This is a genomic window from Streptomyces plumbidurans, assembly GCF_019857225.1.
In the GTDB taxonomy this organism is placed as follows: domain Bacteria; phylum Actinomycetota; class Actinomycetes; order Streptomycetales; family Streptomycetaceae; genus Streptomyces; species Streptomyces plumbidurans.
In genome coordinates, this window is record NZ_JAFJSY010000017.1 from 115374 (window position 1) to 128359 (window position 12986).

General features: G+C 67.7%; 14 protein-coding genes. 3 read left to right on the forward strand and 11 right to left on the reverse strand.

Features of this window, described 5'->3' with window-relative positions; all coding sequences use genetic code 11:
* Positions 1-60: 60 nt before the first annotated feature.
* From JYK17_RS14405 to JYK17_RS14450, 10 genes are all read right to left on the reverse strand, one after another.
* The gene (locus JYK17_RS14405; protein ID WP_222810493.1) at positions 61-1236 is read right to left on the reverse strand and encodes a DUF3631 domain-containing protein; all 1176 of its coding nucleotides are present in this window, start codon (positions 1234-1236) and stop codon (positions 61-63) included.
* A complete protein-coding gene (locus tag JYK17_RS40520; RefSeq protein ID WP_261995726.1) occupies positions 1233-1589 on the reverse strand; it encodes a hypothetical protein in 357 nt (118 codons plus the stop codon). Before JYK17_RS40520 ends, JYK17_RS14405 begins: the two co-directional genes overlap by 4 nt.
* Positions 1586-2476, reverse strand: coding sequence for a bifunctional DNA primase/polymerase (locus JYK17_RS14415; protein WP_222810494.1), 891 nt, complete (start codon positions 2474-2476; stop codon positions 1586-1588). The genes JYK17_RS40520 and JYK17_RS14415 overlap by 4 nt, the downstream gene beginning before the upstream one ends.
* Before the next feature lie 160 nt (positions 2477-2636).
* A complete protein-coding gene (locus JYK17_RS14420; RefSeq protein WP_372465117.1) occupies positions 2637-3116 on the reverse strand; it encodes a hypothetical protein in 480 nt (159 codons plus the stop codon).
* A gap of 11 nt (positions 3117-3127) precedes the next feature.
* On the reverse strand, positions 3128-3322 hold the full coding sequence (locus JYK17_RS14425; RefSeq protein WP_222810495.1) for a hypothetical protein: 195 nt from the start codon (positions 3320-3322) through the stop codon (positions 3128-3130).
* 158 nt (positions 3323-3480) lie between these two features.
* Positions 3481-3735 (reverse strand): hypothetical protein, encoded by a 255-nt coding sequence (locus JYK17_RS14430; RefSeq protein WP_222810496.1) that lies wholly within the window; start codon positions 3733-3735, stop codon positions 3481-3483.
* A gap of 141 nt (positions 3736-3876) precedes the next feature.
* Positions 3877-6102 carry a cell division protein FtsK gene (locus tag JYK17_RS14435; protein WP_222810497.1) on the reverse strand — a complete coding sequence of 742 codons (2226 nt, stop codon included), beginning with the start codon at positions 6100-6102 and terminating at the stop codon, positions 3877-3879.
* An 89-nt stretch (positions 6103-6191) separates the two neighbouring features.
* The gene (locus tag JYK17_RS14440; protein WP_141206197.1) at positions 6192-6563 is read right to left on the reverse strand and encodes an RRQRL motif-containing zinc-binding protein; all 372 of its coding nucleotides are present in this window, start codon (positions 6561-6563) and stop codon (positions 6192-6194) included.
* Positions 6563-7567 (reverse strand): DUF2637 domain-containing protein, encoded by a 1005-nt coding sequence (locus JYK17_RS14445; RefSeq protein WP_234547984.1) that lies wholly within the window; start codon positions 7565-7567, stop codon positions 6563-6565. The genes JYK17_RS14440 and JYK17_RS14445 overlap by 1 nt, the downstream gene beginning before the upstream one ends.
* Complete coding sequence (locus JYK17_RS14450; protein ID WP_222810498.1) at positions 7564-7851, reverse strand: hypothetical protein; 288 nt, start codon at positions 7849-7851, stop codon at positions 7564-7566. The genes JYK17_RS14445 and JYK17_RS14450 overlap by 4 nt, the downstream gene beginning before the upstream one ends.
* Positions 7852-8359: 508 nt before the next feature.
* Here JYK17_RS14450 and JYK17_RS14455 point away from each other — a divergent pair.
* Positions 8360-8695 (forward strand): GntR family transcriptional regulator, encoded by a 336-nt coding sequence (locus tag JYK17_RS14455; protein ID WP_234547985.1) that lies wholly within the window; start codon positions 8360-8362, stop codon positions 8693-8695.
* 158 nt (positions 8696-8853) lie between these two features.
* Positions 8854-10101, forward strand: a complete 1248-nt coding sequence (locus JYK17_RS14460; RefSeq protein ID WP_222810499.1) for an NsdA family TPR-like regulatory protein — start codon at positions 8854-8856, stop codon at positions 10099-10101.
* 46 nt (positions 10102-10147) lie between these two features.
* Here JYK17_RS14460 and JYK17_RS14465 read toward each other — a convergent pair whose 3' ends face one another.
* On the reverse strand, positions 10148-10912 hold the full coding sequence (locus tag JYK17_RS14465; protein ID WP_222810500.1) for a hypothetical protein: 765 nt from the start codon (positions 10910-10912) through the stop codon (positions 10148-10150).
* A gap of 1221 nt (positions 10913-12133) precedes the next feature.
* Here JYK17_RS14465 and JYK17_RS14470 point away from each other — a divergent pair.
* Positions 12134-12916 carry a phosphotransferase enzyme family protein gene (locus JYK17_RS14470; protein ID WP_222810501.1) on the forward strand — a complete coding sequence of 261 codons (783 nt, stop codon included), beginning with the start codon at positions 12134-12136 and terminating at the stop codon, positions 12914-12916.
* Positions 12917-12986: the final 70 nt, after the last annotated feature.

Below are 12986 nucleotides of genomic sequence, written 5' to 3' on the forward strand. Positions count from 1 at the left end.
GTGGCCGCGGGGCGGGTAGCGGATGGGGTGTTGCGGTAGCGGATGCGGAAGGGCTTGCCGCTACCCGGAAACCGCCTCTGAGCTGCCCGGTAGCGGAGGTAGCGGAAGTAGCGCACTTTCCGCGGGGGGTGGGCAGTAGCGCTGCCACGCGTCGTGCAGATCGCTCGCGTAGTAGCCCTTCATGACGCTCCCCCCTGCCTTGATGTTGCGGGCCGCGATGGGTGTGTTGTCCGCGGTCATGTACTCCCGCAGCATCCGCGACAGCCCGCGGGCATCGAGCGGCTTGCCGCTCATGTCCGCCCACGGCGCCTCTTCGAAGCTGTGCAGCCTGTCGAGGATGGCGACGGTAGGCAGGCGGTCGATGCCGTTGAACACATAGTCGCGCAGGTCGGTGAGCAGGCGGATACCGATGCTGCCCTTGTCGCTGGTCTTGGCAGCGTTCACCAGCTCGATGCACGCGATGCGGGCGCGCTCCGGCCAGGCGCCGCCCGCGGCGTCCGCGATGGCGAGCAGGGGCTCCCACACGTCCGCGGGCCGGTCACTGATGCCCTCCGGTAGTGCCGGGAACACCCCGTCGACCAGGTGACGGACGGACTGTGCCCATTCGGCGAGCCGGTCGCGCAGCGCGTGCCCCTCCTTCTCGTGGATGCGCTGCCGGAACGGCTCAACCCGCTCGTTCGGTGCGCGGCGGCGCATGCGGACGATGACCGAGCGGGTCAGGATCGTGTCCGGCAGCGAGCCGAGACCGGCGACCGCGACCCCGCAGAACGACGGGAACTCCTGTACCTGTTGATTGGAGCCGTCGCCCACGCAACGCCACATGACGCCGGAACGGCGGTGCCCGGCGTTCAGGAACCCGCGGAGCTGTTCGTTCTCTCCGGCCTTGGGGCCAAAAACGGTGTCGATCTCGTCGAACAGGATGGTCGGCCGTCCCTCCATCCCGGACACCGCCCGGAAGAGCGCGGAGGCCGAGGCGTTGACCGCCACCATCGGTTGCGGCACGAGGGTTTCCACGATCTCCAGCGCACGGGACTTGCCTGAACCCGGCTCCGGCGACAGGAACGCGAGCCGGGGTGTGGAGTCGAAGCAATCGAGCAGGTGCGCGTGCGCGTCCCACAGCGTCACGGCGACATACGCGGCTTCGAGGGGGAAGAGGTTGAAACGACGGTGGAAGGCTTCGACCTCATCGAGCAGTGCGGAGCCATCCATGGCGGGCGCCGGCGGGTTGGTGCTCATGCCGCCTGCCTCCCTTCCTGGTTGGTGCGGAGCGGGCATACGTCGCGGTGGGCGGTGTGGTCTTCGATCAGGGCAAGCACCTTCGTGCGGCCGACGGCGCTGCGGTCCCTGCCGCACTGGCACTTCGAGGTGGCGGTAGGCACGGCGCCGCGCGGTGCGCAGATGCACAGCCACGCGATCGGATACCGGCCGTCGCCCCGGTGCGGGTCAGGACGAAGAGCAGTTCGGACGCCCTTGCGGGCGGCGCCTTTCGGCTCGCCCACAGCCGGAACGGGGGCAGCCCGTACGGCGGCGTGCGGGCCTGTCGGGGTGACGGGAAGGCTCTTCAGTTGGGGGCGGGGCAGGGCACTCATGCCGCCCTCCGCTGACCGTTGCGGGCAATCGACCAGTTCAGACCGCTGCGAATGGTCGCCTCACACGACCGCGGCGACAGACCGGCCTGCTCCCCCGCCCACTGAAGAGCCTCCTCAACCTGCCCCCTGGGAAGGTCGCCCCACGCGATGAAGCGCCCCAAGGCTCGCGCCGCCCGCAGCAACGTGGCGTTGCGCTCGCCCTCCGGCGCCTGCCGCACGGACGCGGTTTCCGCGTTCAAGCCCGCTGCGGCATAGCTGGACGCCCGCACGGACGACGGTGCAGCCGTCAGTGCCCGCGAAGCCTGACGGGTCGTCAGATGAGCGCACAGCCAGTCCGGCATGGGCGCGGGCGGCATGTCATTGACGACCGCATAGGCGCCCGTGGGCGTGAGGCTGCCGGGGGCGACGACGTAGCCACCCCACGCGCGGGTGTCGATGCGCTTTCCGAGCCGTCCGGCCGTGTTGCTGAGCCGAACGCCGGGCGGAGCGGTGAAGTACAGGTGAACCCCGCCGCTCGCGGTCCGCACCGTGCGGGTGGTGGGCACGGCCTGCTCGGCGCGCTCGCAGAGCGCTGTGAAGGTCGTCACGCCGTTAGGCGTGTCCGCACTGCTCTTCCGCTTGGGCACGTCGAGGTCGACGACGACCAGCGCGGACGGGCCGGTCGCGATGCCGACGTTGAACGGCAGGTCGCCCCACGCGCGGCGGATGCGGTCGGGGTCGATGGTGGCGCGCTCTTCCCACTTGCGGTGACCGCCCGCACAGTCCCCGATGCCGGGGCAGACGTCCTCACCGTGCAAGGCCGGACGCTTGTCGCCGGGACGGAGCGGCAGCACCGCCCATCCCCGCTCTGCGGCGTCCAGGGCGGCGAACAGAAGGTGACGGTTCATGCCGACACCCCCGTCATGCTCGATGGGGTGGCATAGGCCGGACGGCCCTCGCCGAATGACGCTGGTTGGGTCATGCTGGATGTCTCCTGCTCTCTAGGAGGGACTGGAGAACCGGGGCGGGCGCAGGCTTGTGGTGAGACGGCGCCCGCCCCGGGCGTAGCTAGCCGTAGAAGTGGTTGCGTTTGATCACGGCCTTGCGGATGTTGACCGTGCTGCCGCGTCGGCTGTCGGCGACGGCCCGGACGGGGATGCGCCAGGCGAGCACGGCGACGGCGATCCACATCGCGGCGCCGGAGGTGAAACCGGCAGCGGCGCTGATGACCTCGCCGATGCCGTAGCCGACTCCAGCCGCGAGCGCGCCACCCCCGAGACCGGCCCCGAGAAAGCGCTGAGCGATCGGGTCCACAAGGGGCAGCGGGGTGAGGTCGCGCGGCTCCGGCATGGGCATGGGCGGCGGGGCAAGGTGCTTGGGCATGGGGACCATGCGCCCGTAGGCGTCGGGCACCCACACCACGGGGCCGCCTTCGCCGGCCAGTTCAACGACCGACGGTGCGGGCGCGTACAGGTCCAGCGATGCCGGGTCGTACGCGCGGGCGGTCGGCGCATCCGGTCGCAGGGCGGGAACGTGTTCGTTCGTCACGGGTTCTCCTGTCAGTTGCCGAGGGCGGACAGGGCTTCGGCGCCCGCCTGCACGAGGTTGTGGATGGGCTCGTACGCGCCGGTACCGGCGGCGAAGAACCCGAAGAGGAACAGCACGATGGCCGAACCCCCTCCGGAGGACTTGGTCTTGACGGCCAGGGCGGAGGCGGCGCCGAAAAGCAGCACGGCGGAGATGTTGAGGATCACGGGAGAAACTCGCTTTCAGGCGAGATCGACGGGTGGATATGCTGCGCGGGCCCCAGGTGCTCGCAAGCTTGGGGACATGGATCGGCGGTCGCGCTGGCGAGCATTTGCCTCGTGCGACTCCGCTGTAGCGGGTGACCGCCGGTCCCATTCCGTGAGCGCTAGTCGGCGGTGCCTGCGCGGTAGATGCGGGCCCAGCGGTTGTAGAGCCAGCGGCCGACCCGTATGCGCTTGCCGGTGGCCTTGCAGCGGCGGCAGTCCTGGCCGCGCTTCATGCGGCCCTTGCGGTCGGTCTTCATCGCGAAGCCCCAGCCGTTGCACTTGCGGCAGTTGCCGAACGGCGAGGCAGCACACACGGCGAAGTAACACAGCGTTACGCCGAGAATCAGGGTGATAGCGAGCAGGACAGGGGTCATGACGGGCCCTTCCAGGCGGGTTTCAGGGGTTTCCGCAGGTGGGCCGCTATCCGCTAGCGTCCTGATCAGAGCGGGTTTGGGGCGCTAGCGGGGCCGCTAACGTTAGCGGGGTGTGCCGCTAGCGCTAGCGGCCCCGGAGCGTCAGCCCGCGTCCCGGTTTCCGTCACGCTCCGCAATCGCAGCGACGATGTGGGGGCGGTCGATTCCGCGCCGGTTGACGACCTTGCCCTTGACGCGACGGCCCACCTGGATGGTGGAGACGCCGTGCGGCTTGAGGGCCGCGGCGAGTCCTTCGGGGTCCCAGCCGTCGTAGACCTCCTCGCGCAGCTCTGCGAGCCGGGCGACGACGGTCTCGGACCACACCTTGGGCTCATCGGCCGGCACTACGGCGAGGATGTCGCGCAGCAGGTCATACGCGCTGGTGACCGGCTCGGGTGCCTCCCCGAGCGCGTGCCCAGACAGGGTGCCCGCTTCCTCGCGCAGGCGGCGAGCGCGGGCGCTGATGGCTTCGGCGCCCCGTCCGTCGACGTAGACGGACCGCACGATCCTGGCGTCCGAGCCTTCACCGACGAAGTAGTGAATGCCCTTGTCACCCCAGGCGAACATGGTCGCCCGCACCCCGCGCTTGTACGCGGACGTGCCAAGAACCATGTCGTTTTCGAGCTGACCCATGACCTTCAGGCACCACCGGGCCGACGCGTTCGCGCTGATGCCGGTAGGCAACGCCTTGGCGTCCGGGCGCTGCGTGGCGAGCAGCAGCACGATGCCGGTGGCCGGACCACGCTTGACCAGGTCAGTTGCGATCTCCTCGAACTCCTTGGCGTGCTCCGGGTGCTCGAACAGCACCTGGCACTCATCCACCCCGATCACGATCGGGTGCAGTCCCAGGGAGCGCTTGTCGGCAAGGGCGCTGGTCACCTTCGACTCCGGGCAGACATCCCGCGGAAGCGAGCGGATCACCTTGGTGCGGCGCCGCAGTTCCTCGCGCAGCGCCCGGAAGTCGTTCAGGCAGTACTCGATGGACTCGTCGTCGTCACCCGCGGCGTGGCGGTGCGAGACGGCGTCGCCGACCGGGTCGAGGTCGCCCGTGCCCTTCATGTCGTAGGTGTGCAGCTCTGCCCGCGGGTCGAGGGCGGCGATGAGCAGCAGCAGGCGGAGCAGGAAGGTCTTGCCCATGCGCGGGATGGCGCCGATGACGCCCGCGATGTACATGAGCGTCGCTTCGACCCACCGTCCGCGCTGGTCAGTTCCGTAGGCGACCGGCTTGAACAGGTCCACCGAACCCGCCTTGAGCAACGGCCACTTGGGCTGATTGGCGCGGGACATGTCCTGATCCCCCACCCACAGCACGAGGTGACCGGTGTGCTCATCCGGTACCGCCTCGGGCCACACACAGCCGAGCGGGCGGCGCAGGCCGGAAGCGAGCCGGTCGCGACGCTCGATGACGTCAGTCACCGTGACGCCGTACGGGAGGTTGCCCTCCGCGCGCCAACCGGGGCCGTCACGGGTGATCGGGGCGGTGAACTCGAACCCGTCGCGCCCCTTGGCCTGCGCCTGGTTGATGGCAGGGATGCCGAGTGCGCCCAGTGCCCGCAGCACGATGTCACTGGTGAGCTTGACTGCCTTGGGCAGTTCCACCGCACGGTGGATGACCGGGGCATCCGCGCGGCGTCCGGCGAACCCGAGCGCCATCACGACCGCGCTCACCGACACCGCCTGAAGCCAGTCGGGGGCGAGCACGTAGATGGCGAGCGCGGAGCCAAGCCCGACGAACATAGCGAGCACGGCAACGAGGGTGCGCAGTCGGACCCGTCCATCGCGCTGCCGCGACAGCTTCAGGTACTCCGCGGCGTCCTCACGTCGGACCGCGGCGAGTCGGACCGGTTCGCCCTCACGGTCGGCCACCCATCGCATCGTGCCGCCCACGAATCGGGCGGCGCCGGTCGGGGCTTGCACTGCGAGCCGGGCGGCGTAGACCGGGGCACGCAGCGCGTGATACCCGGCAGCGTGGGCGTAGTGACGGGCCACCCACGCCGTGGCAGTCCGCAGTTCCGCCACCGACCGCAGCCACACGGGAACGACCGCACGGCGCTGGGCACCGAGCAGCCGACCGAGGTAGCCCGGACCGGCGGCCGTCGGGGTCGGCAGGTCGACCATCACGCGCGCGGTCGGGTCGCCCGACTCGGCACCCGACCGACCGGTCTCCGAGTCGGCCGACGGTTCGGAGTCGGGTCGGGCGGTCGGGTCGGCCGACTCGGTACGGGCCGACCGCGCCTTGTCGAGGTCGACTACCTCGCCCCCGGAGTCGGCGCTCATCTCCGCTTCGAGTCGGTTGAACAGTTCGTTGTCGTCGTCGGGGTGCTTCACTGAAAGTCCCTTCCAAGGGGAGGAAAGGCGGGGTCCAGCCGTCGCTGTAGGAGGTGGGCGGACGGACCCCGCCGGATCGTGATGTGCAGTCAGGCAGCGCGCTGTTCCTCGGGGTAGGCGCAGGGCACGCACATGCCGAGCGACGTGGGGATGACGTATCCGGCGTCCTGTCGGCAGGCGGGGCATGTGCGGCGGGCGCGGTTCGCCTTGGCGAGCGCGGCCCACTTGCCCGGCGTCATCGGCCGGACGGGCTTGGCGCGGTCGACGCGGTAGAGGTAGGCGACCAGCGGGCCGCGCCGGTAGCGCGGGCGCATGATCTGCGCCGCGATGGACTGCCCACCGGGCCGTAAGCCGCGGGCCCGTAGCTGCCGTTTGGTGGCGAGTCCGTCGGGGGCATAGCGCCACGGGTAGGTGGGCAGTCCGTGCCTCGCGCCGGTCGGGTCGAAGCACTTGGCGAACATCAGGCAGCCTCAGCCGATGCGTCATCCTGACGCGAATCGGTAACGGCGTATTCGTCGACCGCGTGCAGCGGACGGCCGTCGGCGCGCTCGTCCTTCAACTGCTCCCGCAACTTGCGGGCGTTGGCCTGCGAGACGTGCAGCGTGGTGCGCAGACGGTCCGCGGTCAGCTCCGCCTCGGTCCACTCAGCGGTGACCGTGCGCGCCTCGGTCAGCGCCTCCTCGAAGGTGCGCTGAGCCTTGCCCTTGGCCTTGGTGGTCGTCCGGCGACGCGGACGCGGCTTGGGCTCAGCCGGGCGTGCCGGCGGATTTTCCACCGGGGGCGGCGCGGGCGTCTCCTGCTCGGTGGCAGGGGCGAGTTCGCCCATGCGCAGCATCACGCGCTCGCGCCGCGGGGTCTTCGAGCGCCACTTGCGGCCGTAGCGCTCGCGCAGGTCCGCGCGGGCCAACTGCCGTTCCTTCTCTCGCGCCAGCGCCTCGGAGTAGGAAGTGACCTCCCACAGCGTCATGCGGCGCCACAGCGCGAAGGTGGAGGGGAAGGCAAGCAGCCAGCGAGAGAACCGGATCTTCTCCATGCGCCGACCAGTGGCCGCGCCGATCCGCACGGCGTAGATGTGCGCTCCGATCTCGGAGAACACCACCCATAGCAGCGGCATCGTGCCGTGGGCGACCTTGGCCGACAGGGAGTGTCCGGCCGCGATGTTCAGCCCGCACGTGATCAGTGTGAGCGCCCACGGCACGAACCGCACCCACGCGAGCGCCATATCCATGCGGATCAGCAGCAGGTTGGCCACGGTGAACACAGGGATGGCCACGTCGATCCCGACCGGCAGCATCCACGGTTCGCCGAAGCCCCACCGGGTCGCAGCAGCGGACACGGCGTCGAAGGAGGAGATCAGGCCCAGCGCGCCGACTCCGGCGGCGGCGAGCGCCCCGAGTCCGGCAAGGCCCATTTCCGGGCGGGTCAGCGGCGGCACGGCCGGACGCTCGATGGGCTGCCTCGTCATGCCGCCACCACCTTGCGCGGCGCACGGCGCCGGGTGGGGCGTGGCAGCGGAACGACGTCGAACAGCTCCGGGTGCGTGTCGATGACCTCGGCAGCGATCCGGGCCACATCGTCGGCAAGGCTCGGGGTGTCCGCGAGGATGTCGCGAGCCGCATCCAAGCGGGCCGCGCGCTCCTCCTCGGTCTCGCCCTCAACCCCGAGCCACAGTTCAACCGGGGTGCCGAGCGCGAGTTCCACGAACTCATCAGTCGTGACGGCCTGGTGGGGACCAATGTAGGTACGCATGAGGGCTCCTGATGGGAGGGACAGGAACCGGAGCGGTGCAGGCGTGTTGGTGAGACGGCGACCACTCCGGAAGCCCCAACCGCAAGTTGCGGCAGGGGATAGCGCCCCGGCGGGAGTCGAACCCGCCTACGACCATCGGGGCAGTTCTGGAGCGAGCGGGGCCGACGGCATGAACGCCAGGTCGGACCCGCTCGCGAGATCAGGTGCGCGGGTCTTTCTCCGCGCGGGCCGCCTTCTTGGAGCTGAGGACAGGCGGTAGATCCTCGGTCCACTGTTGAGTTCTCAAGGTGCGATCAGCGCGGGGCCCGCGGCGCGCGGCAAAAGCCGCCTTCCGGCCGCCGCAAGCGGCAGCCATACGGGCAATCCCGAGCCATTCGTGCAGGTCAAGCGGTTGCCATCCCGAAGTTTTTGGGAGGCCGTTCGCTAACTAGCTTGCACTAGTCTGCTGTGGTGCACAACCCCCGCGAGGTGATGCGCACTAGTTCGCTGTGGTGGGTACTCTCAGAGCATGACTGTCACAGGAGGGCCGAAGCCGAAAGCGGTGCAGGTCGCGGACGCACTTCGCGAGGACATCAAGAAGATGGAGCCGGGGGACAAACTCCCGTCACAGCGCGAGTTGATCGACCGGTTCGGGTTCGCGAGCCAGACCATCCAGAACGGTTTGGCCGCACTCCGGGCCGAAGGGTTGATCGTGTCGGCCGGAAACCTCGGCAACTTCGTCAGCGACGGGACTTCCCCCAGCAGCGACGTACGCGACGACATCACGGAAATCCGCTCCCAGATTCAGGCGTTGGCTGAACGGGTCGCAGCACTCGAAGAGCGCTCCGCCCCGGGTGGTGCGTGATCTGCAACCAGCGTGCAAGGAACAGGGGGTCTGAAGTAAGTGACAGCCAGGGGACGACGAAACGGAGGTGGGGACATGTCCAGTGACACCCCCTTGTCCCCTTCCCTGTCCCCCCTGCTCACGCGCGAGACTCGGAGTAGGCACTCGAGGGAGGGCGCATGACCGACGACAGGCCCGCATGGGCGCGGCGCATCGCTGCCGAACGAGCGGCCCGTGACTGGTCGCAGCGTGACGCGGTAAGGGCGCTGCGGGCGCACGCTCCCACGGAGCTGCCCGCGGAAGACAGCATGATTCGCCAGTGGAAGCGCTGGGAGTCAGGCCAGATGCCGAACGACTTCTACCAACCGATCATCGCGGCCCTCTTCGGCACCGTGACACACGCGCTCTTCCCGGCGCCCTCACGGCGGGACGGAGACAAGGAGATCCTGGCAGCGTCCGGCATGGAGACGCTGGAGATCGTGAGCCGTCTCAACCGGTCCGACGTCGACAACGCCACCCTTGACGCCCTGCGGATCACCGCTGACCGGCTCGCCTCGGAGTACCCATTCATGCCGAGCGAGCAGCTTCTCATCGAGGGGCGGCAATGGCTGCGCCGCGTGGTCGAACTCCACACGAAGAGCCTCACGCTCGCGCAGCACCGCGAGGTGCTCGCGCTGTCTGGTTGGCTCGCCCTCCTGGTCGGCTGTGTCGAGTACGACACGGGCGCACGGCATGCCGCTGAGTCGACACGACAGGCGGCGCTTTCGCTCGCGACCGAGGCTGACCATGCGGAGGTCGCCGGGTGGGCACATGAGATGCGGGCGTGGTTCGCCCTCACGACCGGCGACTACCGCGGCGTCATCGCCGCTGCGCGGGCCGGAGCCGAGACGGCGGCGCACCACGGTGTGGCCGTGCAGCTCGCAGCCCAGGAGGCCAAGGCATGGGCGCGGATCGGGGACCGCCGGCAGGTCGAGGTGGCCTTGGACAAGGGTCGGCGGTTGCTCGAAGGGATGCCGTATCCCGAGAACCTGGACAACCACTTCGTGGTGGACCCAGCCAAGTTCGACTTCTACGCGATGGACTGCTATCGCCTGGTCGGTGAGGACAAGCTCGCGCGCACGCTCGCCGAAGAGGTGCTGAGGGCGGGAACAGACTTCGACGGCACTGAGCGTTCACCGATGCGCAACGCGGAAGCGCGGGTCACGCTCGGAGTCACGGCGGCGCGTGAGGGCGACTTGGAGCAGGCACTCCTCATGGGTGAGCGGGCCCTCGATGGTGACCGGCAGTCGGTCCCGTCACTCATCATGACCAGTAGGGAGCTTGCTGCTGAGATGCGGCGCCGCTACGCCTCCGAGTCCGCGGCACGCGAGTATCTCGCAAGGCTGCAAACACTGGGACAAGAAAGGCCAGGATTCCTTCCGCAATAAGCGTTTGTGGCTACCCTAAGGTCCCCGATTAAACGATCGACAACAGTTACCTGACCGTCAGATTAACGGTTCTGAATTTCTCCAGAAGCCGACCTGCCTTGTGCGCCGCCTTAGCGATTTCCGAAGGTTCGACGTCGCGCATGTGAGCGGCTTGATTTCTGACCTGCAGCACGAAACGCAGATCAGCCTTGTCGACGGGTGACAAATTAGCGGCACGCGAGAACTGGTCCATCAGGGATCGCGGATCCTTTGGCACGCGAGACTCTCCGATCTCATCCGACAGCCTCGCGTGCATAGTTTCCTCTATTTCCATCCACCTAATGATGAGACCAGCTCGGGAACCACGTTCCCCCCGTACAGGTGGTGGATTGCGATAGAGTCCTGGAGAGCGAACGAGAAACTGAAGGATTGGCTTCTGCAGACGCAAAAGCACCATCGTGACGATGGTACCCATAAGTGCGCCTGAAAACGTGAGAGAGTAATCACGAAATTCCATCTTTCGGTCCCAGACAGACGCAATAAATATTCCCGAACCAAGGAAGAAATACGTTGTCGTAAGCGTCCACAGGAAACGCATGAAGCGTTCCCTATACGCTCCTTGCTCAGCAGGATCTGCAGCATCCCGCATTAGCTCGTTGAACGCCTCAGTGACATCCCGAGCCGTGGCCGACTGCGACACCGTTCCTTGCGATGACGAAGTCAGCAGTGTGCGAGCCTCAAGCTCCGCCCGAAATTCCTCTACTGCCTCCTCAAGCGCTAGCCGTGCCGCCGGGGACAGGGGGGCGGGAGTCTGACCCTCTTCGTTACTCACCGCATCAACCCCGCAACTCCGCAACTTACAGTCGTGGTCGCACAAAAAACTAGACCGAGGACACCCCAGGGCTGATCTGTATGGTTCGTGAAGTATCCAGCCGCAACACCGGTTACTGCCGACGCTCCATACAAGAATGCGGCCACCATGTCTTTCTTCTGGTGAACCCTCCCGCGCCTAACAAGCGTATTGGCGTCATTGACGTCTGTCACGGTCACCTGGGCAGGACCGTTGTGATCGCGATTTGCCGCTTCGAGTCGCTGGGCCTCTTGAAGGAGGGTTTGCCCGAAATCTGATATCTTATCGAGAAGTGCCCGTTTTGTTGAGGGATCCAGCCCATCGCAGCCAGGGACTTGGACCTGCAACTCATCCGGCATCCGGCATCCTTGACCACATCCGACAGTGTGGCTCTATGTTAGACAGCCAAGGGCCCGTCAGGTTGTGGATGCTGACGAGTAAGCGAACGTAGTCACTTACCCCTCGGTTCCGCGTTCGGGCACGCTGTCGTCTTGATTGACGCGCCTCCGCATGAACCCCGGGGTCGCACGGTCCGGCGGACCCCGCAGGGGGCCAAACGGGGGGCCAAACGAGGAGGCCCCACCTAGACGGTCCCGGACGGTAATGGACCCTGCCGGATGCGAACATGCAAGTCAGCGCCCCAACGGCAAGGCCCGAAAGCACCTGATCGCGTTCGGGACGAAGAGGTCGTGGGTTCAAATCCCGCCACCCCGACAGCCGAAACACCAGGTCAGGCACCTACGCACTCGCGTAGGTGCCTGACCTGTTTCTGCGTGCGTGCCTATCTGCGTGACTGCATGACCAGCGCCCCGGATGCGGGGCAGGGCTGTGCATTCTGAGCGTTATGACGAACCCCGAGGGCCCATTCGTGAAGGGAGAGGGGTGCGTCACCGCACAATGGCGGGCCGCGTCCGTCGGTTGAGGCGGGCTATGTGTTCCACGGCTTACGGAGCCACGTTGATGAACGAGCAACGGATGCCGTCGCCCTCCGCGAGACTCCCGGCCTACGGTAGAGGTGTGGCGATGTATGTCAGCTCGCCGCATTGGACGACCTCGCCATGATGCTGGAAGAGTGCGCGGCCGCCCCAGGGAGTTGTCTGTGGTTCGCGGGCGACTGAAGCCCATGCCACGTCCGCTGTGTGCGTGTCTGACGCTCCCCTCTTGATGGGCGATCGTGACGAGCTGTTCCGACACACTGGTTCGATGCGGCACGATGATGAACAGCCTTTGTCCGGTGGCAACGTCAGTGATGGTGTTGTGCGCGTCGGGGACACCGTTCGCCGTCCGGCCGGACCATGGACTCCCGCTGTACATGCCCTGCTTGCCCACCTGCATGAGGTGGGATTCGGCGCGGCGCCTCGCCCGCTCGGTATTGACGATCAGGGGCGTGAGGTCCTGACCTTCATGCCGGGAGATGTGGTCTGGCCCGACCGGTTCTCGCTGATGGAACCCGCTCGACAACTGGCGCGCGTGGCGCGGCTGATCCGGGACTTTCACGACGCCGTACAGGACTTCACGCCGCCGTCCGATGCGCGATGGCAGACGCTGATCCCCGCTGAGGGCAGTGACATCATCGCCCATCACGACCTCGCCCCCTGGAACCTCGTGGTCGCAGACGAGGCGCGGTGGGCCTTCATCGACTGGGACGGTGCGGGTCCCGGCTCGTGCCTGTGGGATGTCGCATACGCCATGCACGGGTTCATCCCGCTGTCCGCGCATCCGGACTGGCAGAGCCCGGACGCGGCGGACCGACTGCGAGTCTTCGCCGACGCCTACGGTCTGGCTGAGTCCGAACGCCGTCGGTTGGTCCCTGTGCTGGGGCGCCGTACACGTTCCATGCACGACTTCCTGCGCGACCAGGCAGCCCAAGGAGCCCAGCCCTGGGCAAGGCTGTGGGCCGAAGGCCACGGTGACGCCTGGCGAAACGACGCCGAATACGTCGAGCTACGCGAAGACCAGTGGATGCAGGCCCTGCTCGCCGGCTGACGGATCAGCGCCCGTGCCTGGCCCCCGGCGGTCCCGACGGCCTGACCCAGCACGGAGACCTCGCCGGTGG

Excerpts from the sequence above, each read along its gene's own strand:
- JYK17_RS14405 (WP_222810493.1), bottom strand. The coding sequence starts at position 1,236 with ATGAGCACCAACCCGCCGGCGCCCGCCATGGATGGCTCCGCACTGCTC.
- JYK17_RS40520 (WP_261995726.1), bottom strand. The coding sequence starts at position 1,589 with ATGAGTGCCCTGCCCCGCCCCCAACTGAAGAGCCTTCCCGTCACCCCG.
- JYK17_RS14415 (WP_222810494.1), bottom strand. The coding sequence starts at position 2,476 with ATGAACCGTCACCTTCTGTTCGCCGCCCTGGACGCCGCAGAGCGGGGA.
- JYK17_RS14430 (WP_222810496.1), bottom strand. The coding sequence starts at position 3,735 with ATGACCCCTGTCCTGCTCGCTATCACCCTGATTCTCGGCGTAACGCTG.
- JYK17_RS14440 (WP_141206197.1), bottom strand. The coding sequence starts at position 6,563 with ATGTTCGCCAAGTGCTTCGACCCGACCGGCGCGAGGCACGGACTGCCC.
- JYK17_RS14445 (WP_234547984.1), bottom strand. The coding sequence starts at position 7,567 with ATGACGAGGCAGCCCATCGAGCGTCCGGCCGTGCCGCCGCTGACCCGC.
- JYK17_RS14450 (WP_222810498.1), bottom strand. The coding sequence starts at position 7,851 with ATGCGTACCTACATTGGTCCCCACCAGGCCGTCACGACTGATGAGTTC.
- JYK17_RS14455 (WP_234547985.1), top strand. The coding sequence starts at position 8,360 with ATGACTGTCACAGGAGGGCCGAAGCCGAAAGCGGTGCAGGTCGCGGAC.
- JYK17_RS14460 (WP_222810499.1), top strand. The coding sequence starts at position 8,854 with ATGACCGACGACAGGCCCGCATGGGCGCGGCGCATCGCTGCCGAACGA.
- JYK17_RS14470 (WP_222810501.1), top strand. The coding sequence starts at position 12,134 with ATGCGGCACGATGATGAACAGCCTTTGTCCGGTGGCAACGTCAGTGAT.